Source organism: Halopseudomonas nanhaiensis, assembly GCF_020025155.1.
GTDB classification, from domain to species: domain Bacteria; phylum Pseudomonadota; class Gammaproteobacteria; order Pseudomonadales; family Pseudomonadaceae; genus Halopseudomonas; species Halopseudomonas nanhaiensis.
Window position 1 is genome coordinate 1,032,539 of record NZ_CP073751.1, and the last position, 24,757, is coordinate 1,057,295.

General features: G+C 62.0%; 22 protein-coding genes. 5 read left to right on the forward strand and 17 right to left on the reverse strand.

The annotated features are described in order from the left end of the window. Positions 1-64: 64 nt before the first annotated feature. From KEM63_RS04690 to ectA, 5 genes are read right to left on the reverse strand one after another with little or no spacing between them, the layout of a single operon-like run. Positions 65-1,495 (reverse strand): aspartate kinase, encoded by a 1,431-nt coding sequence (locus tag KEM63_RS04690; protein WP_223655041.1) that lies wholly within the window; start codon positions 1,493-1,495, stop codon positions 65-67. 50 nt (positions 1,496-1,545) lie between these two features. Then, entirely contained in the window at positions 1,546-2,457 is a 912-nt protein-coding gene (gene thpD, locus KEM63_RS04695; RefSeq protein WP_223655042.1) for an ectoine hydroxylase, read from the reverse strand. Between the two features lie 22 nt (positions 2,458-2,479). Then, positions 2,480-2,875, reverse strand: coding sequence for an ectoine synthase (locus KEM63_RS04700; RefSeq protein WP_223655043.1), 396 nt, complete (start codon positions 2,873-2,875; stop codon positions 2,480-2,482). A gap of 10 nt (positions 2,876-2,885) precedes the next feature. Next, entirely contained in the window at positions 2,886-4,172 is a 1,287-nt protein-coding gene (gene ectB, locus KEM63_RS04705) for a diaminobutyrate--2-oxoglutarate transaminase (RefSeq protein WP_223655044.1), read from the reverse strand. After that, entirely contained in the window at positions 4,169-4,693 is a 525-nt protein-coding gene (gene ectA, locus KEM63_RS04710; protein WP_223655045.1) for a diaminobutyrate acetyltransferase, read from the reverse strand. The genes ectB and ectA overlap by 4 nt, the downstream gene beginning before the upstream one ends. Before the next feature lie 360 nt (positions 4,694-5,053). On the opposite strand from ectA, the gene speA reads away from it, so the two are divergent. Further along, a complete protein-coding gene (gene speA, locus KEM63_RS04715; RefSeq protein ID WP_223655046.1) occupies positions 5,054-6,982 on the forward strand; it encodes an arginine decarboxylase in 1,929 nt (642 codons plus the stop codon). On the opposite strand, the gene KEM63_RS04720 is transcribed toward speA, so the two are convergent. The 5 genes from KEM63_RS04720 to KEM63_RS04740 all read right to left on the reverse strand — a co-directional run bounded on the left by KEM63_RS04720 (position 6,979) and on the right by KEM63_RS04740 (position 12,943). After that, positions 6,979-9,675, reverse strand: coding sequence for a S8 family peptidase (locus tag KEM63_RS04720; protein ID WP_223655047.1), 2,697 nt, complete (start codon positions 9,673-9,675; stop codon positions 6,979-6,981). The genes speA and KEM63_RS04720 overlap by 4 nt on opposite strands. A gap of 121 nt (positions 9,676-9,796) precedes the next feature. Further along, positions 9,797-10,522 carry a hotdog fold domain-containing protein gene (locus KEM63_RS04725; protein ID WP_223655048.1) on the reverse strand — a complete coding sequence of 242 codons (726 nt, stop codon included), beginning with the start codon at positions 10,520-10,522 and terminating at the stop codon, positions 9,797-9,799. Between the two features lie 2 nt (positions 10,523-10,524). Then, a complete protein-coding gene (locus KEM63_RS04730; protein WP_223655049.1) occupies positions 10,525-11,205 on the reverse strand; it encodes an SDR family NAD(P)-dependent oxidoreductase in 681 nt (226 codons plus the stop codon). A 48-nt stretch (positions 11,206-11,253) separates the two neighbouring features. Then, complete coding sequence (locus KEM63_RS04735) at positions 11,254-12,213, reverse strand: alpha/beta fold hydrolase (protein ID WP_223655050.1); 960 nt, start codon at positions 12,211-12,213, stop codon at positions 11,254-11,256. Positions 12,214-12,328: 115 nt separating this feature from the next. Continuing rightward, positions 12,329-12,943, reverse strand: a complete 615-nt coding sequence (locus KEM63_RS04740) for a BLUF domain-containing protein (protein WP_223655051.1) — start codon at positions 12,941-12,943, stop codon at positions 12,329-12,331. A gap of 105 nt (positions 12,944-13,048) precedes the next feature. On the opposite strand from KEM63_RS04740, the gene KEM63_RS04745 reads away from it, so the two are divergent. After that, positions 13,049-13,849: a lysophospholipid acyltransferase family protein gene (locus tag KEM63_RS04745; protein ID WP_223655052.1), complete on the forward strand. Its 801-nt coding sequence runs from the start codon at positions 13,049-13,051 to the stop codon at positions 13,847-13,849. A gap of 2 nt (positions 13,850-13,851) precedes the next feature. Here KEM63_RS04745 and KEM63_RS04750 read toward each other — a convergent pair whose 3' ends face one another. The 7 genes from KEM63_RS04750 to KEM63_RS04780 form a co-directional block, all read right to left on the reverse strand. Next, positions 13,852-14,292, reverse strand: coding sequence for a hypothetical protein (locus tag KEM63_RS04750; RefSeq protein WP_223655053.1), 441 nt, complete (start codon positions 14,290-14,292; stop codon positions 13,852-13,854). Positions 14,293-14,295: 3 nt separating this feature from the next. After that, on the reverse strand, positions 14,296-15,711 hold the full coding sequence (locus KEM63_RS04755) for an efflux transporter outer membrane subunit (RefSeq protein ID WP_223655054.1): 1,416 nt from the start codon (positions 15,709-15,711) through the stop codon (positions 14,296-14,298). Then, a complete protein-coding gene (locus KEM63_RS04760) occupies positions 15,701-17,656 on the reverse strand; it encodes a MacB family efflux pump subunit (RefSeq protein WP_223655055.1) in 1,956 nt (651 codons plus the stop codon). Before KEM63_RS04760 ends, KEM63_RS04755 begins: the two co-directional genes overlap by 11 nt. Before the next feature lies 1 nt (position 17,657). Next, positions 17,658-18,836 carry an efflux RND transporter periplasmic adaptor subunit gene (locus KEM63_RS04765; protein ID WP_223655056.1) on the reverse strand — a complete coding sequence of 393 codons (1,179 nt, stop codon included), beginning with the start codon at positions 18,834-18,836 and terminating at the stop codon, positions 17,658-17,660. 106 nt (positions 18,837-18,942) lie between these two features. Then, the gene (locus KEM63_RS04770; protein ID WP_223655057.1) at positions 18,943-19,620 is read right to left on the reverse strand and encodes a VOC family protein; all 678 of its coding nucleotides are present in this window, start codon (positions 19,618-19,620) and stop codon (positions 18,943-18,945) included. Between the two features lie 107 nt (positions 19,621-19,727). After that, on the reverse strand, positions 19,728-21,101 hold the full coding sequence (locus KEM63_RS04775) for a sigma-54-dependent transcriptional regulator (RefSeq protein WP_223655058.1): 1,374 nt from the start codon (positions 21,099-21,101) through the stop codon (positions 19,728-19,730). After that, positions 21,098-22,615 (reverse strand): sensor histidine kinase, encoded by a 1,518-nt coding sequence (locus KEM63_RS04780; RefSeq protein ID WP_223655059.1) that lies wholly within the window; start codon positions 22,613-22,615, stop codon positions 21,098-21,100. The genes KEM63_RS04775 and KEM63_RS04780 overlap by 4 nt, the downstream gene beginning before the upstream one ends. A gap of 144 nt (positions 22,616-22,759) precedes the next feature. On the opposite strand from KEM63_RS04780, the gene KEM63_RS04785 reads away from it, so the two are divergent. The 3 genes from KEM63_RS04785 to KEM63_RS04795 all read left to right on the forward strand — a co-directional run bounded on the left by KEM63_RS04785 (position 22,760) and on the right by KEM63_RS04795 (position 24,643). After that, positions 22,760-23,275, forward strand: a complete 516-nt coding sequence (locus tag KEM63_RS04785; protein WP_223655060.1) for a hypothetical protein — start codon at positions 22,760-22,762, stop codon at positions 23,273-23,275. A gap of 121 nt (positions 23,276-23,396) precedes the next feature. Then, positions 23,397-23,951 carry a hypothetical protein gene (locus KEM63_RS04790; protein ID WP_223655061.1) on the forward strand — a complete coding sequence of 185 codons (555 nt, stop codon included), beginning with the start codon at positions 23,397-23,399 and terminating at the stop codon, positions 23,949-23,951. A 254-nt stretch (positions 23,952-24,205) separates the two neighbouring features. Next, positions 24,206-24,643, forward strand: coding sequence for a DUF4168 domain-containing protein (locus KEM63_RS04795; protein WP_223655062.1), 438 nt, complete (start codon positions 24,206-24,208; stop codon positions 24,641-24,643). Positions 24,644-24,757: the final 114 nt, after the last annotated feature.

Consider the following 24,757-nt stretch of genomic DNA (forward strand, 5'->3'; position numbering starts at 1 on the left):
ACGAAAAAGGCGGGGCCGTGTATAAAGAGGAGCACCGATCAGGGAGCTCCTCTATACACCAGCTTCAGGCTGCGGCGATCACGTCGCCGTGATTTTCCGGTTCGATGAGCGCCTTGTGCAGCGCGGCAACGGCTGCGTCGTAATCTTCCTCATTGATTACGCACTGCATCTCGACCTGGCGAATCGACTGGTGGATCGCCTGGATGCTGATGCCGGCAGTCGCCAACGCTGCGACGGTCTTGGCAAGAATGCCCTTGACCTTGAGGTCCGATCCAATCGCCGAGACGATGGCGATGTTGTGTACCCGGACCTCAGCCATCGGGTAGCGCTCCTCGATCAGCCGGGAGGCCCGGTTGATCATCTTGCGCGAGCCTGACGCATAGTAGGTGATGCTGTTGGCATCGGAGTCCTTGTTCACCACGTACAGGCGCAGCTGCTTGAGCAGCTTGGTGATTTCGATGTCGTAGCCGACGTCACCGAGCATCTCCTGGTCGAATACCTCGAGTCCGAAGACATCCTTGCGACCGGCAATGATTTCGACGCAGGGCTTCTCGCTGCAGTAGTCCTGACTGATCAGAGTACCGTTGTGCTCGGGCTCGAAGGCATTCTTGATGCGCAGCTCGATGCCTGCACGGCGCAGCGTGCGTGCGGCCTTGGGGTGGATTGCCTCCATCCCGAGGTTCGACAACTGATCGGCGACGTCATAATTGGTACGGCCGATGGTTACCACGTTGTCAACGCCCACCAACGCAGGGTCCGCGCTGGAAAGATGGTATTCCTTGTGGATCACGGCCTCGCGTGCACCGGTGCTCGCGGCGATTTCGGCGAAGGTGATTTCGCTGTAGCCGCGGTCAAAGGTGTTCATCAGGCCTTCGCTGCAATGCGTGTAGCCTGTCGCCACGACCAGCTCGCGTCCCAGGTCAATGCCCTGAAAGCTGTCACGAATCATGTCGTGAAACTTCTTCGGCTCGCTCTGGTTCCAGCCGGTCAGATCGACCAGACGTGCATTGACGCCGTGCTTCTTCAGCGCCAGGACGGTATTGAAGGCGCTATGAGCCTCACCCAGTGAAGCCAGCATCTCGCGCACCTTCATCAGGTGTTCGGTCAGCTGGAAATGGCCGTAGGTACATAGCTGCTGCAGGCTGAGCATGCAATCGCGCACGTCGCTGATGCGGCCTTCGATGAAGCGGTCGGCGGCCTGACGCTCATACTCTGCAGAGAAGAGCTCGGCATTCTTTTCCTTCATCCGATCCAGCACCGCGTCGAGCGCGTCAAGCCACGCGTCTTCGTTCTGCGCGTCGGCAAAACGCTCATAGACGCCCGGCTCGCCGGTTTTCTTGTGCTCCAACAACATGTTGGTCATGCCGCCATAGGCAGAGACGACAAATACCCGCTGATAAAGCTCGGCTTTATCGCGCTGGCCAATGAAAATGGTCTTCAGTACTTCATCAAAACGGCTCATTGAAGTGCCGCCGATTTTCTCTACTGTATGCATAATCCTGGTTCTTTTTTGGTGAATGTCGTCCCTGGGGTGTGCAGGGATCGTTACCCCGTGTAGCGCTGGGGCTCGATCTTCAACGGCTCGACCGGCCCGCGTTCTGCTACAAATTCCGGCCGGGGTGCAATCTTCCCGAACGGCTCGACCGGCCTGTTTTCCACGCTGTTGTAGACGTAGAACAGGTTGCTGCGCGGGCTCGGGGTGATGTTGCTGTTCGAGCCGTGCAGCGTGTTGCAGTCGAAGATCACTACCGAGCCCGCCGGACCGGTCGCCAGGTCGATGCCGTTACGCTCGACCATCTCGGTCAGGCTGCCGTCGTCCGGCACCCCGAAGTCCTGCTTGCGCAGCGAGTTCTGGTAGTGATTGTCGGGCGTCTTGCCCACACAGCTGATGTACTGCTTGTGCGAGCCGGGTATGAGCATCAGAGGCCCGTTATGCGGAAAGTTGTCCGTCAGCAGGATCGAGAAGCTGACCATCCGCATGCGCGGAACGCCATCCTCTATATGCCAGGTCTCGAAGTCGGAGTGCCAGTAGAACTCCTTGCCTTTGAAGCCGGGCTTGAGGTTGAGTCGCGACTGGTGCACATAGACGTCACCGCCCAGAATGAAGCGGGCGATGCCGGCAATGCGCTCGTCGCGAGCGACGCGTGAAAACAGCTCGTTGTCTCGGTGGATGGCGAACAGCGAACGCAAAGCGCCGCTGTCGGGTTCCCTGATTGCCGAGGGTGCTTCGAGCACCTCCGGCAACTGGCTGATGCGCTGGAGTTCTTTTTTGAAAACCGACACTTCTTCCTTGTTGAATACTTCGGGCAGTACAAGGTAACCGTCACGTTCGAAGCTAGCCACCTGCTCGGCGCTGATCGGAGCGTTCTGCGGATCGTCCCGGTAAACTACCGGGTCAAGGCGATCAAGCCAGTTAGGAAACTCGTCCTCTCGTGATGGGTAAACATCGGCAATCATCATTCCTCCTGGTAATTAAGTCTCAGGCGGTGTCGTCCAATGGATAGACACCGTTCTCATCGTGAACTTCCTTGCCGCTGAGGGGCGGATTGAAGACACAGGCCATCTTCATCTCCGTCTTCCCTCGCAGCAGGTGTTCGTCATTCTTGTCGAGGATGTACAGGGTGCCCGGTTCGATCGGGTAGACCTTGCCATCCGACAGTGTTTCGATTTCACCTTCGCCGCTCATGCAGTACACGGACTCGAGGTGGTTCTGGTACCAGATATGCGTTTCGGTGTTCGCATAGATGGTGGTGATATGGAAAGAGAACCCCATCTTGTCGTCTTTCAACAGCATGCGGGTGCTTTCCCATGTCCCAGTTTCCGACACGACGCGGCGTTCGGAGTTCTCGCAGTCCTTCAATGTCCGTACGATCATCTACCTGTCCTCAAGAAGCCTGATTGGCGACGCTGTCGCCCATAACCTTGCCGAACGCCTTGTCCAGGATGGACATCGCCTGGTCAATCTGCTCTTCGCTGATGATCAGCGGGCAGAGGCACTTCACGACCTGGCTATGGTTTCCGCTGGTCTCGATGACCAGGCCCATCTCGAAGGCTTCACGGCAGATAGCCGCAGCGGTATCACCATCCGGGCAGCTGATGCCGAGCATCATGCCGCGGCCCTTTACGAACAGAGAATCAGGACCATATTTGCGGACGATCTTCTGCATGCGATCACGGATGATCTTGCCCTTGGCCTGAACGCTTTTGGCGAATTCGTCATTCGTCCAGAAGTGCTCGATGGCGGCGGCGGCGGTGACGAACGCGTGGTTGTTTCCGCGGAAGGTGCCGTTGTGCTCGCCCGGCTCCCACTGGTCCAGTTCGCGGCGCATGACCACGATGGCGAAGGGCAGACCGAAGCCGCTGAGCGACTTGGACAACGTGATGATGTCCGGCTTGATGCCCATTTCCTCGAAGCTGAAAAACGTGCCTGTACGGCCGCAGCCAGCCTGAATATCGTCGGCAATCAGCAACATCTCATGCTTGCGGCAAAGCTTCTCGAGCTTGCGCATCCAGTCGGCCGACGCGGCATTCAGGCCACCTTCGCCCTGAACGACTTCGACGATCACGGCTGCGGGCTTGTCGATGCCGCTGCTCGGATCGCTCAACAGCTTGTCCATCATTGCAATGGTGTTGACCTTGTCGCCGAAGTAGTTGGCATACGGCATCCGGCTGACGTCGGTGAGCGGTACCCCGGCAGCGCCGCGGTGGTGGCCGTTACCGGTAGTGGCGAGCGCACCGACAGTCACACCATGAAAACCGTTGGTAAAGCTGATGACGTTGCTGCGACCAGTGACCTTGCGAGCGAGCTTGAGCGCCGCCTCGACGGAGTTTGCGCCAGTCGGTCCGGTGAACTGGACGACGTAGTCACCCAGTGCGCGCGGCTCGAGGATGACGCGATGGAAAGTCTCCAGGAAGCGCTCCTTGGCTTCCGAGTACATGTCCAGGCCGTGGGTCAGGCCGTCGTTCTCCAGATACTCGATGAGCGCCTTCTTCAGCACGGGGTTGTTGTGCCCGTAGTTCAGAGTGCCCGCACCGGCGAGGAAGTCGATGTAATGCTTGCCTTCGCGAGTGATCAGTTCCGCACCGCGCGCCTGCTTGAAGATCACAGGGAAGGAACGGCAATAGCTGCGAATACCGGACTCGTGTTTTTCGAACTGTTCGAAGGTGTTCATGCTGTCTCCTGGTTCAAATTTTTCTGGGCAGTGGCAGGTGTAAAAGGGCCGGCGCGATACAGCACCTCGTCATCATGCAGACCATTGAAATGTTGGGCGCGGCTGAAAATCACCCGCGTCTGGGGTTCAACGCCGAGCTGGCGGAACGCCTTGGCGAACAGCGCTTCGGAAGCGCCATTGCCGGGGGAAATGGTGGTTTCGAGAAACCGTACGCCATCACTGGCGGTGCGCTGGATCAGGCCCATGAGCATTTTCAGCGCGAGCCCCTGGCCGCGCATGCTGCTGTCGACAGCCACCTGCCAGACGAAGAGTGTGTCGGGGCGTGCCGGTGGACGGTAGCCGGAGATGAAGCCGACCAGCTTGCCGTCATGTTCGGCGGCGATGGACGTATCCGCAAAGTCCGTGCACTGCAGCAGGTTGCAGTACACCGAATTGGTATCGAGCGGTTGGCAACGTGCGACCAGCTCGTTCAGGGCAGAACCGTCCATATCGGTAGGGCGGCGGAGCGTAATGGGTGTCAAAACGTGGAACCTTTATATTTACTCATAAATTCTTTTACTACTAAAACATATTCAAAAACTTATCTCAACCCGCGCTTGTAGCCGCTTACAGGGTTGTATCGTTGCTCATGTAATATTTATACCTGTTAAATAATACTGTCATGAGGCCGCTTCGCTTGGCTGCAGCCCGCGGCACCGTAGGGATAGACCGCAGCGAGGCCGGGCGGTTGCGATGTGACGATCCGATACCCCGACGAACGGTAACGGGCCTCGGCTGAAGATATTGGTCACAGACCTCCTGGTCCGCTACGGCGACCGGCAGGCGACAGGGTTTTGCTTTATCCTTTAGCCAACTCAGATCAGCAGAAGAGGTGTTCGATGGTGTCACAGCGACGTTCGCGCAAAGAGGATGCTTCCGCCTGGACCGTGGCCGACAGCCGCAGCGTCTATGGCATCCGGCATTGGGGCGCCGGATATTTCAATGCGAACGACAAGGGTCACGTCGAAGTCATGCCTCACGGGCCGAGCGGCGGCAGCATCGACCTTCAGAATCTGGTGCAGCAATTGCGCGACAGCGGACTGGATCTGCCGCTGCTGGTGCGCTTTCCCGATATTCTCCAGAGCCGGGTTCGGCAGCTGACCGGGGCGTTCGATCGAAACATTGCCAACATGGGTTATCGGAGTGGCTACACGGCGCTCTACCCGATCAAGGTCAATCAGCAGGAGGCGGTGGTGCAGAACATCATCGCCACCGAGAACGTCTCGATCGGTCTGGAAGCAGGCTCCAAGCCGGAGCTTATGGCGGTGCTCGCTCTGGCACCCAAGGGCGGCACCATCGTCTGCAACGGTTACAAGGATCGCGAATTCATTCACCTCGCGCTGGTGGGGCAGAAGCTCGGCCACAAGGTGTTCATCGTGATCGAAAAGGAGTCGGAAGTTCGACTGGTCATCGAGGAAGCTGAGAAGCTCGGAATTACGCCTCAGGTGGGCTTGCGGGTGCGCCTGTCCTCGCTGGCTTCGAGCAAGTGGGCTGACACCGGCGGCGAGAAGTCCAAGTTCGGTCTGTCCGCCGCCCAGCTGCTGCGGGTGATCGATCGCTTCCGGGCCGCCGGACTCGAGGATGGTGTGCGGCTTTTGCACTTTCACATGGGCTCGCAGATTGCGAACCTGGCCGATTATCAGCACGGGTTCCGCGAAGCGATCCGCTACTTCGGCGAGCTGCGGGCGCTGGGCATGCCGGTGGATCATATCGATGTCGGCGGCGGGCTGGGCGTGGACTATGACGGTACGCACTCGCGCAACGCCAGCTCGATCAACTACGACGTTGACGAGTACGCGCAGACAGTGGTGGGCATGCTCAAGGACTTCTGTGACGAACAGGGCCTGCCCCATCCGCACATCTTCTCCGAAAGTGGCCGCGCCATGACGGCGCACCATGCGGTGCTGATCGTTCAGGTCACCGATGTGGAACGGCATAACGACACGGTGCCGCCGCTGGAAAATGTCGAAGAGTTGCCGCAGGTAGTGCGCAACCTTGTCGGGCTGCTTGGTCAGACCGACATCGAGATGGTGACCGAAACCTACTGGCGCGCGACCCACTACATGGCCGATGTGGGTTCACAGTATGCCGAGGGCAAGCTGTCGCTGTCGGAAAAGGCCCTTGCCGAGCAGTGTTACTTTGCCCTGTGCACCCGCCTGCACACGCTGCTCAAGGCGCGCCAGCGTTCGCACCGTCAGGTGCTCGATGAACTCAATGACAAGCTGGCCGACAAGTACATCTGCAACTTCTCGGTGTTCCAGAGCCTGCCGGATACCTGGGCGATTGCTCAGGTGCTGCCCATCATGCCGCTGAACCGTCTGGATGAAGAGCCACTGCGCCGCGCGGTGCTGCAGGATCTGACCTGCGATTCGGACGGCAAGATTCGTCACTATGTGGATGAGCAGAGTATCGAAAACAGTCTGCCGGTTCATGAACTGAAGGAAGGCGAGGACTATCTGTTGGCCATTTTCATGGTCGGTGCGTATCAGGAAATTCTGGGCGACATGCACAACCTGTTCGGTGATACCGACTCGGTGAATGTCTTCCTGCGCGAGGATGGGCGCGTGGTGCAGGGTGGCATCGAAACCCACGATACCATCGAGGACATGTTGCGCTACGTGCACATCGAGCCGCACGAGCTGGTCACGCTGTACCGGGACAAGGTGGCAGGGGCCAAGCTGAGCCAGACCGAACGCACCCGTTACCTGGATGCGTTGCGTCTCGGCCTGACTCGCTCGTCCTATCTCAACGCGGAGGAAGGCAGCGCTTAAAAGCGCTGCTGCCACTGGGCCATGAAGACCTGCATGGGTCCAGCCTGCGCCTGATGCCCTGGTTCGCGAATGCCGAGCCAGGACAGCTTCACATCGCTGTCTTTCCACACAGGCTTCTGCCAGAACGCTTCCAGGTTGATCTGCCGGCCATCTGGCGTCAGGTCGAGCGTCACCGTCTGCATATCGAAGAGGTTCCCGGCGTAGCCGGTCGCAACGTTGATACGGGTGTCGGCAGACTCGACGCGCAATGGTTGCTGCAGCACGACGCCCAGCGTTGATTTATCAAGGGCGTAGCGTCCTGCAAACAGCCAGCTGCTGGTGGTCACCGTGCCCAGATCGCTGAACAGACCTTTGGCGTCGGCCTGACTCTGACCAATGTACGCGGCGTGACCGAAGGTAACTGCCCCCTGTTGCAGCTCACCGCGAACGCCGGCGAACAGCGTCTGGCTGACATCGTCTAGATCGAAGGCGCCGCGCCCGTGGCTGTCGAACAGCCCGTCCTCGCTGCGCACGTAACCTGCTTCAAGCCGCGGCATATAGCCGGCGATCGTCGGCAGATTCAAGCCGGCCGACACACCCTGGCGAAGCGCATTTGCCGTGCTGGTCAGATCCACGCTGAAACTCCCCAGCGGGAGCCGCTGGCGGACCGCCAAGGTCTGCTCGCCGGGCTGTTGCAGCCACAAGGGAGAGGAGAGCGTGGCGTCCAGTTGACTGAAGCCGGCCCAGCTGCGGCGCGCCTCAAGCATATCCAGATCATCCACCTGGCCCATGCTGATGGTGCGGCCTGCGCCCTGGTTGAAATGCATCACCTGGCTGTTGGATCCGCCTACGGTTCCGGCGGTCCAGCTGAGCGTGTGGTGACCTTCGCCCTGGCTCTGCCAGCTACGTCCGAGTCGCTGCCATGCCTGATGGGTGTCGTAGCGATAGCGTCGCTGGCTGACCTGCTCACCCAGATCGACACTGAAGCCCGCTTCCAGTGAGTCGGTCGCCATGACCTGCAGACTGGAGAGCGGGTTGTCGTAGCCGAAGGCACCGCCCAGCACCAGCGCAGATTCGTCTACCGACAGCACGTCTCCGGAATCACTGACCACAGTCAGTCCGCCGACGGGACGCGTGGCCCGCTCCAGGTCCATCAGACCCTGGCCGTAGAAACTCTGGTTGGCATAGATGCCCTCCTTGTTGGCCGTGACCAGCAGGCGCTGTACCACCTGTTCCGGCGCCAGGGTCGGAAACGCCTGGCTGATGACGGCGAGGCCGCCGGTCACCGCCGGGGCGGCCATTGAGGTTCCGGAGGCGATGGCGTAGGCGTCGTCACCACCAACATAGCTGGAGATGATGTCGGTTCCCGGCGCGGCTACGCACCAGGCTGCAGCGTCACCGCATGCATTGGCAAAGTCGCTGAGTACGCCGGTATCGGAGTCGACACTGGTTACCGCGACCCAGTTGTACTGAAGTTCCGGATACAGTTGCGGCATCGCAGCAAAGACCAGGGGCTGGTTCAGACCTTCGTTGCCGGTGGCCCAGACATAGATCCGGTCAGCCTGCGCTCCGGCCTGCCATTCTGCGCGCAGGTTGGGGAAATACGCCTCCACCTCTCCGCGACTGAATTCGGCGACGGTCGCGTCGATCCCCCAGCTGTTGTTGAACCAGGTGGCGCCATTGGCGCGTGCCCAGGCGAAGCCGCTGGCCAGCTGGGCATCGGTCGCGGTGATGTTGTCGTTGGCGTCGCTGAAGCGGACGTTCAGCAGCTGCGCGCCATGTGCATAACCAACCACGCCGAAGTCGTCCTGGCGGGCTACCAATGTCCCGGCCACGTGACTACCGTGACCGCCGCTGTCCTGCCCATCGGCCTCAGTCGTGGTGCCCGTCAGAACGTTGTAATGCCCGACAATCTGGCCCTGCAGCTCCCGGTGGCTGGAGTTAACGCCGCTGTCGATGATCGCGATGCGCTCGCCACTGCCTGTAAAACCGCGGTCGTGAGCAACGTGCCCGTAGGTCAGCTCGTAGCCGCCTGTATTGAAGTGCTCGCGCGTCAGCGGAGTCGACTTGGCTGATTCGTCATCGCCGGGGAGGGGGCCCGGATCAGGCAGGGCGCCCGGATCGCCGGTAATCGGCTGATCAGGCACAGGGGTGTCGGACGGCGGAGTCAGCACGGGAAGCGAGCCGTCGCCGGGCTGTTCGGTGACAGGCTGGTCATCGCCTCCTTCAGGAGGCGGAGTCGGCGTCGGAGCTGGATCGCTGCCCCCGCCACCACCGCCCCCGCCACCACCCGCCGCCGCAGCGGCAATACCGATGACCAGCCCGCCGCCTGCGATCCAGCCAAGCGTACGCCGGTCCGCCTGCATGCCGGCTGAGCGTTCAGGGGTCCGTGCCAGGCGCTGCTCGAGCATCTGCTCGAGCATGGCGGACTGGTCAGCGCTGATCAGGCCCTGTGTCTCCACGTATACCGACCGGGCGATCGCATCTCCCTGCGACATCAGTTCGCCGGCCTGTTGGCGCAGCGCGGTATCAGAACGGCCGGCTGCCTCGACCAGGCTGCGCACCTGATCCTGGCTCAACACGTTGGTATAGGCGGTCGAGGTTGCAACATTCGCGCTTTGCGCGTGCGCGATGATCGGAAACAGAACAAGGGGGGTACTGGCGAGCAGGGCAGCAAGACAAACGGGGCGGGCGTGAAAGCTCAATCTCTGCATGACGATCTCTTCTCGGTCGTATAGGCGAAGCTGAGGGAATCCTAGTCGACACGGTTTCGTCTCGCTGGTCAGCTGTCGCAATTCTGAGAATCGGCCGCCAGCAGATAAAGTTGAGTACCGTTCAGCGGGCCGGGATGCTGATCCAGGTCGCTTCAGCGAACGCGACCAGCGCACCGTCGGAGCGAAAGAGGGCAGTGCCGGCCTGATGCTTTCTACCATCATGACGGAGTGCCCAGCCGGCTACCGTCAGCGTGTCTCCCGCCGGCACCGGCACCAGCAACCTGGCTGCGAAGCGCCCCAGCAGTGCCAGGCCGGAAACCGGGCGCACGGCGAAGAAACCGGGGCAATCCAGCGCTGCCCAGATGTATTCGCTGGCGACGTATCCGTCCGCGGCAGTGAGCGTCGCATCCGGCGTCCACAATGCAGCAACGTTCCCCTGTGCAGCGCCCAGCGGCCCAGCGAAGATACGCAGGCCATCGCAGGGCTCGCGGTTCGGGCCGCAGACGAAGCACCCTGGCAGATCATGATGGACGATGCCGACGAAGTGCTGCTGGGCCTGGCTTGCCTCGTCCTGGGTGGGCGGTGGAGGCACGTCCATCACCAGCTGATAGGGTCGCGCACTGGCCAGCAGCCGATCGCCATCGCGCAGCTGCAAACCATCGCCCGCGCTAACCAGCGAAAGCGGACGATCCAGAGGGGGCGGTGCATGGAGCGTGACCTGGCATTGGCCTGACATTTCGCGCGCCAACAGTCCGGCCACGTATCCACCGTTGCCGCTATCAGGCGGCCCGCAGAACCGCGAGGCAATGGTCAGGCTGTGTGCGACTGCGGCGTTCTCGTTCGACATGGTCAGTCAGCCCACCCGCCACACACGGGGAAGATCTGCCCAACGAAGCAGTCGGCTGCATCGCTGCACAGGTAGGCAGCGAACGAGGCATCCTCTTCGGCAGATACCAGGCGGCCGAGCGGTACTTCACGCTTGAGTCTGGCCTGGAAGGCAGGATTGGCCTGAATCTCTTCGGGGAAATACGTCGGATTGTCGACGAAGTTCTGTGCGATCGCATTGATCTGCACATTGTGCGGCGCCGCTTCCAGCGCCACCGAACGGATATACGCAAGCTGCGCACCCCGCGCGGCGCTATAGCTGGAGGCACGCTTGATGCCGCGTAGCGCTGAAGCACTGCCCATCAACAATATCTTGCCGGACTTGCGCTCGATCATCGTCGGCAGCGCCGCGCGTACCAGCCGCTGGAGCGGGTCGACCATCTGGCTGAACATCAGGCGCCACTCGTCGTCCTCGACGTCGACTGCCGGGGTGTTCGGTGCAGGTACGCCGAGGTTGGCCACCAGCGCATCGATTCGGCCGGCCTGCCGGACAACCGCCTGCGCTTCGCCAGGGCCGGTCAGTGCTCCTTCGGCAGCAATGACCTCTGCGCCGCAGCGTTTGAACATCTGGTGCAGAGCTGGGCCCATGAACGCATCAGAATGCGTGAGCAGAATACGTTTGCCTGAAAGATCGATCGGTTGCATGAAATTTCCTTGAGCGAGACGACTGTCGATATGCCAGGGGGCGCGGCGTCAGGTAAAAGTACGCTTCAGGAACTCGAGCAGGTATCGATTGACCTGCTCGGGCTTTTCGCCCTGAATCCAGTGGCCGCAGTCCTCGAACACATGCTGCTCGACCCGGGGTATCAGTGAGGGCATCTTCTTGATCGTGTAGGCTTCCATTTCGCCTACCGGGTCCCCATCACCGATCAGGAACAGGGCGGGTTGCTCGATCATGCGGCCGGCGAGATCTGCGGTGCGCTCCCAATTGCGGCCGAAGTTCCGGTACCAGTTCAACGGCCCGCGAAAGCCGCTGCGCTCGAACGTCTCGACGTAGACATTGAAGGCGTCCTGCGAACACCATTGCGGCGGCACGCCCGGATCGACGCGGTCGTCGAGCCAGCGCGCGTCGGCTGGTTTGTTACCGAACAATGTATTGCCGCTGCCACTCTCGGACAGTCCGTGCATGACCAGACGCATGGTTCGGGGAATGTCCGACTCCAGTTCCGCTTCGGCGCGTCCGGGCTGCTGGAAGTAGAGAATGTAGTGGAAGCGATCCTGGAAGTGTTCGCGCATCATGTCGATGGCCGGGCGCTTCGGGCGACCGCCGAACGGCACCGACATGCCTGAAACGACCTGAACCCGCTCGGGCTCGAGCAGCGCCATATGCCAGGCCACCAGTGCGCCCCAGTCGTGGCCGATCATGGCGACCCGGGTGTGCCCGAGGTGATCCATAGCGGCCTGGATGTCGCCGCACAGCGTAATCACATCATAGGCTTCAACCGGTTGCGGCGCGCTGGTACGGCCATATCCACGCATCTCCGGCGCGCATACGCGATAGCCTGCTGCCGCCAGAGCGTCGATCTGATGCCGCCAGGAGTACCAGCATTCAGGAAAGCCGTGCAGCAGCCATACCGGCTTGCCGTCCTCCGGGCCGGAGAAATGGACGCTCAGTTCGATATCGTTGACGTGAAGGATGTGCTGCTCGGTCATGGCCTCGGTCCGGTCAGGGTGTCAGCTGACACTATGGCAAATCAATCGCGCCGAGGTCACAACCATTCACCAGAAAAAGAACGCTGCATAGCTGCTGACGAAGCGGGAGCCCGCTTCAGGATCCGCTGCGGCTGATCGACATCAGCAGACTCAGCAGGCTGATGCCCAGCGCAAGCAGACTGATGATTAGCGGCCAGCGCCCACTCGGAGCGGCACTTCCGGTCTGGGTCTGTGGCGCGTGAACGATCATCGTCGAACGCGCCGGAGCGGAGGGCGCTACCACCGGATCATCCTGGGTGGGATCAGCACTGCCCTGCATAAGACTGAGCATCCGCTCGACAAGATGATGATCGAAGCGATAGGGATCAAAGGTACTGAAACCATGCTGCTCAAGCAGATTTCTGACGTGGGTATCGACCGGGACGAATTTCATCGACCAGTCGGGGAATGAGAGTCGACGAATCGGCTCCTGTACCAGCACCTTCAGGTCCGTGTGACGGCCGTCGCGTTGCAGTCGACGGTACAGCGAGTTGATCTTGCCGCGTTCACCTTCCAGGCACTGGAAGAAGCAGGCGTCGCCATAGTGCAGCATGCCAACCACCCCGCTGCGCTGGTTGTTGCGCCGCGACACGGCAAGGATGCGCGCTACGGTCGGCTCCACCCCGTCTTCCGCCGATACCGGCTGGAAGCTCGCGCGACTGATGTAAACGATGCGGACCAGTTCTGTCATAAACGCCCGTGTAGGAGGTGCTGAATCAGGAGCATAGGCGCTGGGGAATGAACTATGGCAAGCTTTGTATTTCAAGAAACGTCTGCCGCTGGTCGAGGATTCCCCATGGCATGCAACCAACGGAAGGTAACAGCAGCCGCGCCGTGGCAGCGGATCGGCGTGTTTCTCGGCTCCCTGTTGGTTACCGTGGCCTACTGCGTCGACGTACTCTGGCGCGCTGCGCTGGGACGGCTCGAGCGCAGCCGCGTGGACCGCTACACACGAAGCTGGTCCGGCTGGCTACTGCGGCTGATCCGGATGCGCCTGAGCGTTGAAGGCGACTGTCCTGATTTCAATGACGGCCGGCGGTACATCATTCTCTGCAACCACGCCAGCCACTACGACATCCCTGCCACATTCGTCGCGATGCCGGGCTCGATTCGCATGCTGGCCAAGTCGGAGCTTTACCGTATTCCCTTGCTGGGCTCGGCTATGCGCGCGGCAGAGTTTCCATCGATCAACCGGCACAGGCGCGACCAGGCGCTGGCTGATCTGCAGCGAGCTCGGACGATGATGGAGTCTGGGATCGTGCTCTGGGCTGCCCCTGAAGGGACCCGTTCGCCGGACGGCAGTCTGCTGCCCTTCAAGAAGGGCTGCTTCCACCTGGCGCTGGACACCGGAGCGATCGTCGTACCGGTAGCCATTCGCGGCATTCATCACGTGCTGCCCGCCAGAACGCGGCAGTTCAATCTGGGGCAGCCGGTCTCCGTACATATCGGTGAGCCAATCGACAGCTGCCGCTATGATCTGGCGGGGCTCATGACCGAAACGCGCGCGAGGATGCTCGATCTGCTCGGCGAGCAGGCGGCGGGTGTGGCGGCGTCGGGCGAACCTGCCAGGCCGGGGATCAACCCGCAGCCGTTCTGACTTCAGCGCGCCGCGAGATGAAATTGCGCGCCTTCTGCCTCGAGCGGCCGAAGCGCCCGTTCGAGCTGAGCCAGCTCCTCACGCAGATCGCTACGGGCGCGCTCGCCGATACCGCTCGGCTGGTTACGCGAGAGATAGCCTGCCAGCGCCTCGATGGTCACCATTCCGATCGCCACCGGGGACCAGGACATGTCTTCGATGCCATAGGGCAGGCCGGTCAGCGGGTCGGGCTCGGCGCGCGTTGCCGCGTCGGGCTCGATCAGCACTGCGGCTTCCCGGTACTCCAGTTCCGTGACATCGATGAACTGGCTCGGCGGCGTCACGCCCAGGGTGCGCGACAGTTCATCCAGCCGCTGTAGATGCGAGACGAGACCGACATAGGCCTGTGGTTCAGTGCGAAACTCCCGGTCGATCAGCGTGGCGAGATGCAGTACGGCTGACAAGGACTAGTCTCCTGAGGGGGATGGCTCTGCGTAGCTTACCGCCGGCTCCTGCCAGCCGCCACCCAGGGCCCGGAACAGGTCGACGGTGGTCTGCAGCCAGGCCGAACGCTGCTGCGCCAGATTGTCCTGACTCTGGTACCAGGTGCGCTGGGTGTCGAGCAGTGATTGCTGCGTAATGGCGCCGGCGCGATAGCGTGTCTCGGCCAGGTCGAACGATCGGCGGGCCTCTTCGTTGGCCTGCTCGAGCAGCGCGAACCGCATGCGCGCGCGATACACCGCGCCCAGCGCCGTATCGGCGTCCTGCAGCGCCTGCAATACCACCCGCTGATAATTCACCAACAGTTCCTCCTGGCGCGCCGCGGACAGGTCGACCTGCGCCCGCAACCGCCCGCCCTGAAAGATCGGCTGGGTAAGCCCGGCTACCAGGTTCCAGGTCCTGGCAGGGTCGTTGACCAGTCCGGACAGCGCCAGGCTTTGCACGCCGAGCTGGCCGGTCAACTGAATGGAGGGGTACAACGCTGCCCGCGCTGCATGCAGATCGGCATTGGCCGCGGCAAGGCGCGCTTCGCTGGCGCGAATGTCGGGGCGCCGGGCCAGCAGTTCGGCTGGCAGGCCGACGCCAATCTCCGGCACAGCCACATTGCCAAGCGCAATCGGCGCGGGAAGGGTCGTACCGGGCGCTTCACCCAGCAGCAGGGCCAGCGCATTGCGCAACTGCAGTTCGCTCTGATCGAGCGCAGGCAATGAAGCTTGCAGCTGCAACACCAGTGTACGCTGCTGACTGACTTCAAGCCGGTCTGCCGCTCCGAAGCGTTGGCGGGCTTCGATCAGTGCAAGCACACGCTCGGCGTTTTCCAGGCTTCTGCGCGCAAGTTGAAGCCGCTCGTGCGTTTCCAGCCACTGTATCCAGGTGCTTGCCACGCTGGCATCGATACTCAGCGCCAGCGTTTGCCGATCGAAGCGGGAGGCTTGCAACGCCGCCCGCGCTGACTCCACGTTGGCCCGATTGCGTCCCCAGAAATCAACCTCGTAACTGGCGTTCAGCGCGGCGGAGTAGCTGCGACGGTCACTGCTGGGCTCGGCGGCACGCTGACTTTCACTGCGCGAGGCGCCTAGGCTCCCGCCGAGCTGCGGGAGCAGGCTGGCACCGGCCTGACGGAGCTGGGCGTCAGCTTGCAGCAATTGGGCGGCCGAGGAGGCCAGATCCAGGTTGCCCTTACGGGCACGGTGAAGCAGCTCATCCAGGGCGGGGGACTGATAGCCATGCCACCAGTCCTCGGCAGGCCATTCGGCCTCTGGCGTGTGTACGCTCCAGCTATCAGGCACGTCGATTCCGACGTCTGGCTGCGCCACCCTGGCTGCACAGCCGGCCAGGGTGAGCAGGGCGACCGGTAGCAGGATGAATCCTTTACTCTGCACTCAGGGCCACCACTGGATCGAGATGCGCCGCCTTGCGAGCGGGCATGTAGCCAAAGATCAGGCCGGTGGCGAATGCGCAACCGAAGGCCAGAGCCACCGGACCCGGCGTGAACTGGATGGGCGTGCCAAGCAGCTGCAGCAGCGCAGCGAAGCCAAGCCCGAACAGTACACCCAGCGCCCCGCCGATCGCCGACACCACCAGCGCCTCGACGATGAACTGCTGCAGGATGTGGCGCGTGCGCGCGCCGGTCGCCACCCGTATACCGATCTCCCGCGTACGCTCGGTGACGTTGACCAGCATGATGTTCATCACGCCAATGCCGCCGACCAGCAGGGATATCGCTGCAATCGAGCCGAGCAGTACGGTGAAGGTGTTCTGGGTATCTGCGATGTTCTCCAGCAATGAGGCCATGTTGCGAATCTGGAAGTCTTCCACGCCGCCATGGGCCTGCAACAGTGTCTGCTGTACGGCCTCCTGTGTTGCTTCTGCTGCGGCGAGATCATCGATCAACACGGTTATCGAGTTCAGATAACGCTGCCCGATCAGCCGTAGGCTGCCGGTGTTGAGTGGCACGAACACAACGTCGTCCTGGTCAGCGCCCCAGGGGGCGGCGCCTTTTTCGGCCATGATGCCGATGACCTGAAAGGGCACGTTGTTGATCAGTACGTACTCCCCCAGCGGGTCGGAACTGCCGAACAGATTGCCGGCGACCGTCTTTCCCAGCACCGCGACAGCCGAATAGCGCTGATTGTCCAGATCATCGATGAACACGCCGGCCGCCACGGCCCAATCGCGGGCCAGCGGCAGCGCTGCAGTGGTGGCGGTTACCTGCGTGGAGTAATCGGTATTGCCGGCGCGCAGGATGACGCGGCCGTTCATCTCCGGCACGGCGGCCCGAACGTTGTCGACCTCGGCGATCACCTCCACATCGGCTGCGACCAGCGTGGTGACCTGTCCGTCGAGCGAGCGGCGCATGTTCGGTGCGCCGGGTCGGACCAGCAACAGGTTGGTGCCCAGCGAGCTGATGCGATCGATCACGTCCTGGCGCGCGCCATTGCCTACTGCGAGCATCACCACCACCGAGGCTACGCCGATGACGATACCGAGCAGGGTCAGTACCGTGCGAAACAGGTTGGCCCGCAGCGCACGTAATGCCATCCGGATGGCCTCCCCGGTGTCAGCAAGCGCCGCCCGCCGCTCTGTCTCCCGCTCTCCGGTGAGGCAGTCCGAGCCGGTTGGAGACTGCCGCGCGCGTGCTGACGGGCCGCTGTCATGAATGATGCGGCCGTCCCTGATCTCCACCAGACGATCGGCGTGGCTGGCGACTTCGCGGTCGTGGGTAATCACGATGACCGTCTTGCCCCGGGCGTGCAGCTGTTTGAGCAGCGCGAGAACGTCGGCGCCACTCTTGCTGTCCAGCGCGCCGGTCGGCTCGTCGGCCAGGATCACCCGTGCATCGTTCATCAGCGCACGAGCGATGGACACGCGCTGCTGCTGCCCGCCGGACAGCTGACTGGGACGGTTGCCGAGTCGTTCGGCCAGCCCCAGCTCGCTCAGCAGCGCCTCGGCGCGGGCATGCCGTTCGTGGCGCGGTGTGCCGGCATAGATGGCCGGCACTTCGACGTTTTCCGTCGCGGTGGCAGAGGGGATCAGGTGATAACTCTGGAATATGAACCCGAAGGTCTTGCGCCGCAGATGTGCCAACTGATCCTTGTCCAGTGCGGCGATATCCTCACCGGCGAAGCGATACCTGCCGGCCGTGGGACTGTCCAGACAGCCGAGCAGGTGCATCAATGTCGATTTACCGGAACCCGATGCGCCCATGATGGCGACGAACTCGCCTTCGTGGATGTCCAGCGACACGCCATGCAGCACCGTGGTCGCCAGCTCGCCGTTGCGGTAGGTACGGGTAATGTCCTGCAGGCTGATCAGGGGCTCTGCCATGTCACATGAACCGGCGGGATGGGCCGCCACGGTTGGCCGCAGCCGTGCTGGCCTGGCCGGTCACGACCTGTTCACCTTCGTTCAGGCCTTCGAGGACCTCCACGCTCACCCGGTTGCGGATGCCTACACGGACCTCCCGCGGCTGGATACCGCCTTGTGCATCGATGACCTCGACCTGCCACCAGTCACCGTCCGAGCGGCGTTGTTCGCTGGAGGCCGGCTTCAAGGCCGCCACCGGAATGGTCAGCACATCCCGCGCAGCCGCGCGCACGAAAAAGACCTGAGCACTCATCTGCGGAAGCAGGTTGCCGTCAGGGTTGGGTACATCGAACAGGGCGTTGAACAGCACAACGTTATTGAGCACCTCGGGCGTGGGCAATATCTGGCGTAGCGTACCCTCCCAGCGCCGTTGCGGCTGGCCAAGCGTGGAGAAGTAGGCCGGCATGCCCACCTTCAACTGGGCGATATCGGCTTCTGACACCTGGGTGCGGACGGTCATGGTGCTGAGATCGGCGACCCGCACGATGATCGGCGCCGTCTGGTTGGCATTCAGCGTCTGGCCCTGGTTGGCCAGCTGTTGCACCACGGTGCCGCCCATGGGTGCGTAAATGCGGGTGTAATTGAGGTCGGCTTCTTCCCCCTTGAGCGCCGATTCGGCCTGGCGGACCTGGGCTTCGATGGCCTGAATCTGTGCGTTGGCCGAGCGCAGGGTGGCCTCGGCGCTTTCCACTTGCTCCTGACTGGTCGCGTCTAGCTCGATCAGATTTCGCTGGCGCTGGGCCTGCAGCCGGGCGAGCGTCTGCTGGGCTTCGCGATCGGCCAGCTGCGCCCTCAGGTTGGCCAGCTGGGCGCGGGTCGCCTCGACGCGGGCGAGATACACGGTGGGATCGATTTCCGCGAGGAGCTGACCTTCCTCCACCTGATCGCCCAGCTGCACATGCAGTGCCCGCAGCTGCCCCGAGACCTGAGTACCGACATCCACGTTGTTCAAGGGCTCGAGCGTTCCGAGTGCCGTGATGTTGTCCTCCACGTCGCCGCGTTCTGCGCTGGCAGTGGAGTAGGTCGGGGTACCGCGGGCGTTGCTGGACCAGGCATACCAGCCGGCCAGCGCAACGCACAGCGCAATGGCCAGCGCAAGCCAGACGTACCGGCGGCGTTTGCCCGGTGCTGCGGAGTTCATCGTAAGAGGTCTCTGCTGAAATCGTGGAGCCAGTGTACTGTGCTCACTGTCAAGCGCGCGCCCTGCAGCGTAAAGACTCTGTAAAGAGGTGCTTCCAGAACCTCTTTCAGACCGCCTTGCCGGTGACCGAAGCGCGTTGAGACAGTTCGATCCAGGTACCGTCGGGATCCTTCACGAAGGCAATGCGGGCTGTGCTCCCCAGCGTCACCGGTTCTCGGGCAGGCATCGCTCCCGCCGCAACGGCGTGCGCGAACGCCGTATCGCAATCGAACACCTGAAAGGTCAGATAGCGGATGCCGCGAGCGGCCAGAGGCTGGTCAGGGTCGGCGGTGCCGCCGGGCTCCAGCCACAACTGACCCAGGCCGCAATGTAGCCTGTCATCAGAGAGCTCGGTCATGCCTATCGCATCGCGATAGAACGTCCGGCTGCGCAGGGGATCGCTCACCACAAGACGCGCGGCCAGCCCCTGTATGTTCTGGTGACCGCAAGGTACGAGCGTCACACGGTTGCCGTCCGGGTCGCTCAGCGATATCGGCTCGGGAGCATCAGGACTTGCGACCAGTATTTCTCGGATCGGACCTGGCCCGATGTCGGCCAGCGCATCGCGTGCATCGTTGAGTTTCAGAATTGCGGCGTCGGCCTGATAGCGATGTTGCAACACGCCGCCGCCGAGCTTCTGGGTATGGTCGAACGGCAAGCCCGCACGCTCCGCCCAGAACACCTGTTGGGCCTCGCGCTGGTTGGTGAACACGCCGATATCGAAGAATGCCTTGGCAAATTCCATGGAGTACTCCTGTGCAATGTCGCTCCGACCGTAGGCCCCCTGCAGCTTGTACACCAGCTTCAGCAGCGCGCGGAATCGTCCGGTATGCGACAGCCTTATCCTTGTGGTTACTCCAGCCAGCGATACAGCGTGCGGCGAGTGATGCCGAGGATGTCGGCAGCCCGTCGCTTGTTCCCCTGGGTCGCAGCGAGGACGCGATGGATGTGTTTGCGCTGAACGGTCTCCAGGTCCGGCAGATTCTGCGCATCGCCCTGGCTGGGAGCGTCTTCGTGCGACACGTCCGCTGAAGCGGGCTCCGCGGCAGGCGTATCGAGCATGCGTTCGGGCAGATGACGGGGCTCGATCAGCGCCGTATCGCAAAACGTCGCAGCGCGCTCGACAGCGTTCTGCAGCTCGCGCACATTGCCGGGGAAGCCGTAGCCAGCCAGCAGCGCCAGGGTCTCATCGCTGAAGCCCTTGACGCTACGGCCCTGGCGGGCATTGAACCGCGCCAGGAAAAACGCGGCCAGCTGAGGGACGTCTTCGCGGCGTGAGCGCAGAGGTGGCACCTGAATGCCGAACGTTTCCAGCCGGTAGTACAGATCCTCGCGAAAGGTGCCATCTGCCACAGCCTCGGTGAGGTTGCGGTTGGTGGCGGCGATGACCCTCACATCAACCTGGATTTCATGATCACTGCCGACCGGCCTGATGCGCCCGTCCTGCAGGGCTCTCAGTAACTTGGCCTGCAGGGCCAGCGGCATCTCGCCGAGTTCGTCGAGCATCAGCGTCCCGCCGTCGGCCTGTTGGAACAGGCCGGCACGTTGATTCTTCGCGCCGGTGAATGCTCCGGCTGAATGTCCGAAGAATTCGCTTTCCATCAGTTCGCCGGGGATCCCTCCGCAGTTCACCACCAGATAGGGCTTATCCTTGCGCGAGCTCTGTTCGTGCACGGCGCGCGCGACCAGTTCCTTGCCCGTTCCACTTTCGCCCTGGACCAGCACCGGGCCGTCCGAGCCGGCGATCTGCCTGATCTGGTGGAACAGCTGCTGCATGGCCGGGCTCTGCCCGATAATGCCGTGAAACTGCTCGACGCCGAGGATCGAGCGGTAACGCTGGACTTCGCTACGCAGGCGCCGGTTATCCAGCAGCCGGCTTACGGTCAGCAGAAAGTGATCCATCTCAAGCGGCTTGGTGAGGAAGTCGTCTGCGCCGGCCTTGAGTGATTCCACCGCCTGCTGGACCGAGCCGAAGGCGGTGATGATCAGCACCGAAGGTCTGGGGGAGCACTTCGCGATGGCCGGAAGCAGGCTCAACCCATCCGCACCCGGTAGGCGCAGGTCGCTGACGACGAGCGCGGGCACGTGCTCGCGTATCGCCAGCAGACCGCTTTCGGCATCTGCGCAGGCGGTTACCGAATAGCCTTCACCCTCGAGTTCTTCCTGCAGCAGCTCGCGCAGGCCCCGGTCGTCTTCGATGAGTACGATGTGCTCCCTGTCGTTCATGCAACCTCCGGGTTCATTGGGTGCGAAAGCGGCAGCAACAGCGTCGCCATGCAGCCTCCTTCCGCGGCGTTGTGCAAGGTCAGTCTGCCGTGATGTTCCTCGGCGACGGTTTGTACGATGGCCAGGCCGAGGCCAGTACCGTCGCCGGGGGATTTGGTGGTGAAGAACGGCTCCAGCAGCTGCTCTACTGGCAGATCGGGTAGCCCGGGTCCGTCGTCGATGACGTCGATTCGCAACCAGTCGTCGTCGGTCCGCGCGCGGATATGGACCTGGCTGGTGGACGCTTGCAGGGCATTGCGTACCAGATTCAGCAGCGCCAGCTCGAGGCGGCCGGAGTCCCCCATGATCGGCGGCAGCGCGTCGCTGGCTCCGACTGACAGCGTGCGTGCGCTGGAATCGGCTTCAGGCTGAATGCCCTCGACGATGTTGGCGATCATCAGATGGGGGTCCAGCAAGCGAGGCTGAGGCGCAGCCGGACGACAGTAATCAAGCAGCTGACTCACCGTACGCGTCAGGCGGGCGACCTGTGAACGGATGCCTATCAGTTGCCGCTGTTGTTGTTCATCCAGGCTGGCCGAACGCTCCAGCCGGCGCGCACGGCCGTCTATCACGCTCAATGGTGCTCCGAGCTCATGGGCGATGCCGCGGGCCATGCTGCCAATCGCCGCCATTTTCTCGTTGTCCTTGAGCCGTCTGAGCAGCTCCGTTTCGGCGCGGCGATGTTCGTCGAGTTCGCTGTTGGCCGCCTCGATGCTGTCGAGCATCCGATTGAGTCCCTCTGCAAGCGATGCCACTTCCTGAGGGCCATCCAGACCGGCACGGTGCGAGTGGTCGCCCTGGGCGACGCGGCTCATGTGTTCCAGGAGTCTGTCAACGTAGCGACCAATCCCGCCGTGGTGGCCCAGCAGCACCGCGGCGACGATGGTCACGCTGAGCAATCCCCAGATCAACCAGGCGATGATGGTGAAGCGATCCAGCGCCTGACGGAAATCGCTCGCCAATCTCGTGATCTGGATCAGCCCCTGAATCTGCCCGGCGCTGTCGAACAGCGGCAGAAAGTGGGAAAACAGTTCGCGCCCGGCTACCCGGCTGTAGCCTTCCTGTCCCTGGCCCGTGGACACGATGCGTTCGGGAATCGTCGACCGCGACAGGTCGCTTTCAGTAATGCCTGCCGACGCAATGCGTACCCCGTTGACATCGAAAACCGAGGCGCCGTACACCTCGCCCAGCACGAATACGGAACCCAGCGACAGCTCGATCTGGCGCTGATCGCCCTGACTCAGGGCGGCGCCGACCGGGATGCTTATAGCGCGTCCGATCAGCTCAAGATCGTTTTTCAGGCGCTGTTCCTGGAACTGGTTCGCTTGTTGGAGGCCAATACGTATACCCAGTGCCGTCAGCAGCATGAGCGGAAGCACCACGAACACCAGCAATGTCTGCTGTAATCCGTTGGCACTGGACCAGGCGGTCTTGAGGAAGGGAAGCTTCTGTTCGAGCGGATATTTTTTAATCATGTATAGATTCTATACAGCTTCATCCGCATGGCAAATCGAGGCCCCCTGCAAGATCGATGCGCCTGCAGTGCCGCGCAGCGTCGACAATCCGGTCGGCTACGCGAAATGGTGTGTCGTTAATGCTCATCCGAAGAGGAGTAGTGCATGAACACCCTGAAGACTCTCACTGCCGCAATCGCATTTGCATCCCTCAGCCTGGCCGGTACCGCTGCCATGGCGCAAGGCGCTGCCGGGTCGTCCGGAGCCGGTGCAGGTACCTCGGGCGCCAACACCACCACCGGCGTCGACGCCGCAACCGGGACCAATACCGGCTCAGGCACCGCTGCGGGCGCCGGATCCACGACGGGTGCTGGTACCACCACAGGTCCGACCACGACCACTGACAGCCGCACTGGGGCAGACACTCGCATGGGGGCTGGCAGTAGCGGAACAGCCGGTTCCGGCGGTACTGGAACAGGTACCACAACCGGTACTGCCGGCGGTGCCTCCACCGACACGGCAACAGGTGCCGGGAGCGGAACCACCACGCCCGGAGCCAGCACCGGCATGGGCCCTGCCGATGAAGGTAGCGCGGCGCAAAGCACGCCAAGCGTGACCGGCCCCGACGCTGCAAATACCTCGGATCTGGAAGAAGAGGAAGATCGGGCCAGCGATTACTGATCCGGTATCTGGCGGGGCCTGAAGCGTCGAGCACACATCTCGTAGCAACCGTTCAGAGGAACTTTGCGCGGCGTGCCTCGCCCAATGCCTTACATCCAGACAGAAATGATGGAGATGCAGAATGAAAATCATGACAACACTTGGTACCGCCGTTGCATTCGCTTCGCTTTCTATGATCGGTTCGGACGCGCTCGCACAGTCTGCGTCCGCAAACAAGGCCGCCAGTGGCCAGGGCGCCACCCATGCAACACCCGGTGCTCCCCACGCTGATCCGGATGCTCCGGGCGTTGGCGGCACACAGGGCGCCAATTCGGGCACCAACACGTCAGCCGGTCCGGAAGGCGCCAGCATTCGGCCGACCAATCGGGGCGCTGCTGAAGCAGGTATGGGCGACAGCACCATGGACGAGGACATGAAGTCTGATTCCAAGTCGAAGACCGGGCAGGGTGCTGCCGCTGGTACCACCTCCGGCTCGCAATCGTCAGGTGCTTCCACTTCCGGTAGCAGTGGCAGCAGCGCCACTTCGGCGTCTGGCGCAACCGGTGCTTCGGGTAACTCGGCGCGAGCAGGGGAAGGCATGGATGATCCAGCCCGTACCGCTGACCGTTCGGGCGTTACCGGTGCGCCTGACGAGATGGAACGCGAACAGCGTGATCTCGAGCGCGACGCGAACTGATCGCTTAGTGCATGAAGAGGGCCCTTCGGGGCCCTTTTTTTTGCGCGCGATAAACAGGGGAGTGCGCAAGATTGATACGGTCAGATTTGTCCCATGTATATATATGTCACATCTAATCGCGCGCTAGCGCTGACGCATGAAGGCGGGTGACGAATAAAAAAATGCCTTAAATCAGATAGATACGTGATTTTACATAGGGTTGGCACGCACCTTGAAGGATGAACAGGGAATCTCAAACGAAAGGAGAGAAGACCATGAATACACTCAAGACTCTTACCGCCGCCGTCGCTCTGGCTACCCTTGGTGCAGCCGCACCGAGCGCACTTGCACAGTCCACTACCGGTTCGCAAGGTGCTACAGGCGCTCAGCAGGGCCAGCAGGCTCAGCAGACTCAGCAAGGCCAGCAGGGTGCTCCGGGTGCCATGGGCGCTGAAACCGCACAGATCAGCGATAACGATCTGGAGAAGTTTGCCTCTGCCGAGTCGAAGGTAAGCGAGATCCGCGACGAGTTCTCCGAGAAGCTGGCAGAAGCTGAAGATCAGGAGAAGGCCCAGTCGTTGCAGATGGAAGCCCAGGAAAAAATGGTCGAGGCCGTTCGTGACGAGGGTATGGAAATTCCCAAGTACAACGAAATTGCAACCCGTCTGCAGAGCGATCCGGAGCTGCAGCAGCGCGTATCCAGCATGAACTGATCGCGCCGTGTGCGCACATCGTCTCGATGTGACGCATTGAAAAAAGGGGCTACGGCCCCTTTTTTCGTGCCCGTTGTTCCAGCTTCCCCTGGTCAGCGGCGCACGCGCTGTTTT

Excerpts from the sequence above, each read along its gene's own strand:
- KEM63_RS04765 (WP_223655056.1), bottom strand. The coding sequence starts at position 18,836 with ATGAACTCCGCAGCACCGGGCAAACGCCGCCGGTACGTCTGGCTTGCG.
- KEM63_RS04795 (WP_223655062.1), top strand. The coding sequence starts at position 24,206 with ATGAATACACTCAAGACTCTTACCGCCGCCGTCGCTCTGGCTACCCTT.
- KEM63_RS04760 (WP_223655055.1), bottom strand. The coding sequence starts at position 17,656 with ATGGCAGAGCCCCTGATCAGCCTGCAGGACATTACCCGTACCTACCGC.
- KEM63_RS04725 (WP_223655048.1), bottom strand. The coding sequence starts at position 10,522 with ATGTCGAACGAGAACGCCGCAGTCGCACACAGCCTGACCATTGCCTCG.
- KEM63_RS04785 (WP_223655060.1), top strand. The coding sequence starts at position 22,760 with ATGAACACCCTGAAGACTCTCACTGCCGCAATCGCATTTGCATCCCTC.
- KEM63_RS04690 (WP_223655041.1), bottom strand. The coding sequence starts at position 1,495 with ATGCATACAGTAGAGAAAATCGGCGGCACTTCAATGAGCCGTTTTGAT.
- KEM63_RS04735 (WP_223655050.1), bottom strand. The coding sequence starts at position 12,213 with ATGACCGAGCAGCACATCCTTCACGTCAACGATATCGAACTGAGCGTC.
- KEM63_RS04790 (WP_223655061.1), top strand. The coding sequence starts at position 23,397 with ATGAAAATCATGACAACACTTGGTACCGCCGTTGCATTCGCTTCGCTT.
- thpD (WP_223655042.1), bottom strand. The coding sequence starts at position 2,457 with ATGATTGCCGATGTTTACCCATCACGAGAGGACGAGTTTCCTAACTGG.
- KEM63_RS04700 (WP_223655043.1), bottom strand. The coding sequence starts at position 2,875 with ATGATCGTACGGACATTGAAGGACTGCGAGAACTCCGAACGCCGCGTC.
- KEM63_RS04720 (WP_223655047.1), bottom strand. The coding sequence starts at position 9,675 with ATGCAGAGATTGAGCTTTCACGCCCGCCCCGTTTGTCTTGCTGCCCTG.
- KEM63_RS04770 (WP_223655057.1), bottom strand. The coding sequence starts at position 19,620 with ATGGAATTTGCCAAGGCATTCTTCGATATCGGCGTGTTCACCAACCAG.
- KEM63_RS04730 (WP_223655049.1), bottom strand. The coding sequence starts at position 11,205 with ATGCAACCGATCGATCTTTCAGGCAAACGTATTCTGCTCACGCATTCT.
- ectB (WP_223655044.1), bottom strand. The coding sequence starts at position 4,172 with ATGAACACCTTCGAACAGTTCGAAAAACACGAGTCCGGTATTCGCAGC.
- KEM63_RS04780 (WP_223655059.1), bottom strand. The coding sequence starts at position 22,615 with ATGATTAAAAAATATCCGCTCGAACAGAAGCTTCCCTTCCTCAAGACC.
- KEM63_RS04775 (WP_223655058.1), bottom strand. The coding sequence starts at position 21,101 with ATGAACGACAGGGAGCACATCGTACTCATCGAAGACGACCGGGGCCTG.
- KEM63_RS04745 (WP_223655052.1), top strand. The coding sequence starts at position 13,049 with ATGGCATGCAACCAACGGAAGGTAACAGCAGCCGCGCCGTGGCAGCGG.
- KEM63_RS04740 (WP_223655051.1), bottom strand. The coding sequence starts at position 12,943 with ATGACAGAACTGGTCCGCATCGTTTACATCAGTCGCGCGAGCTTCCAG.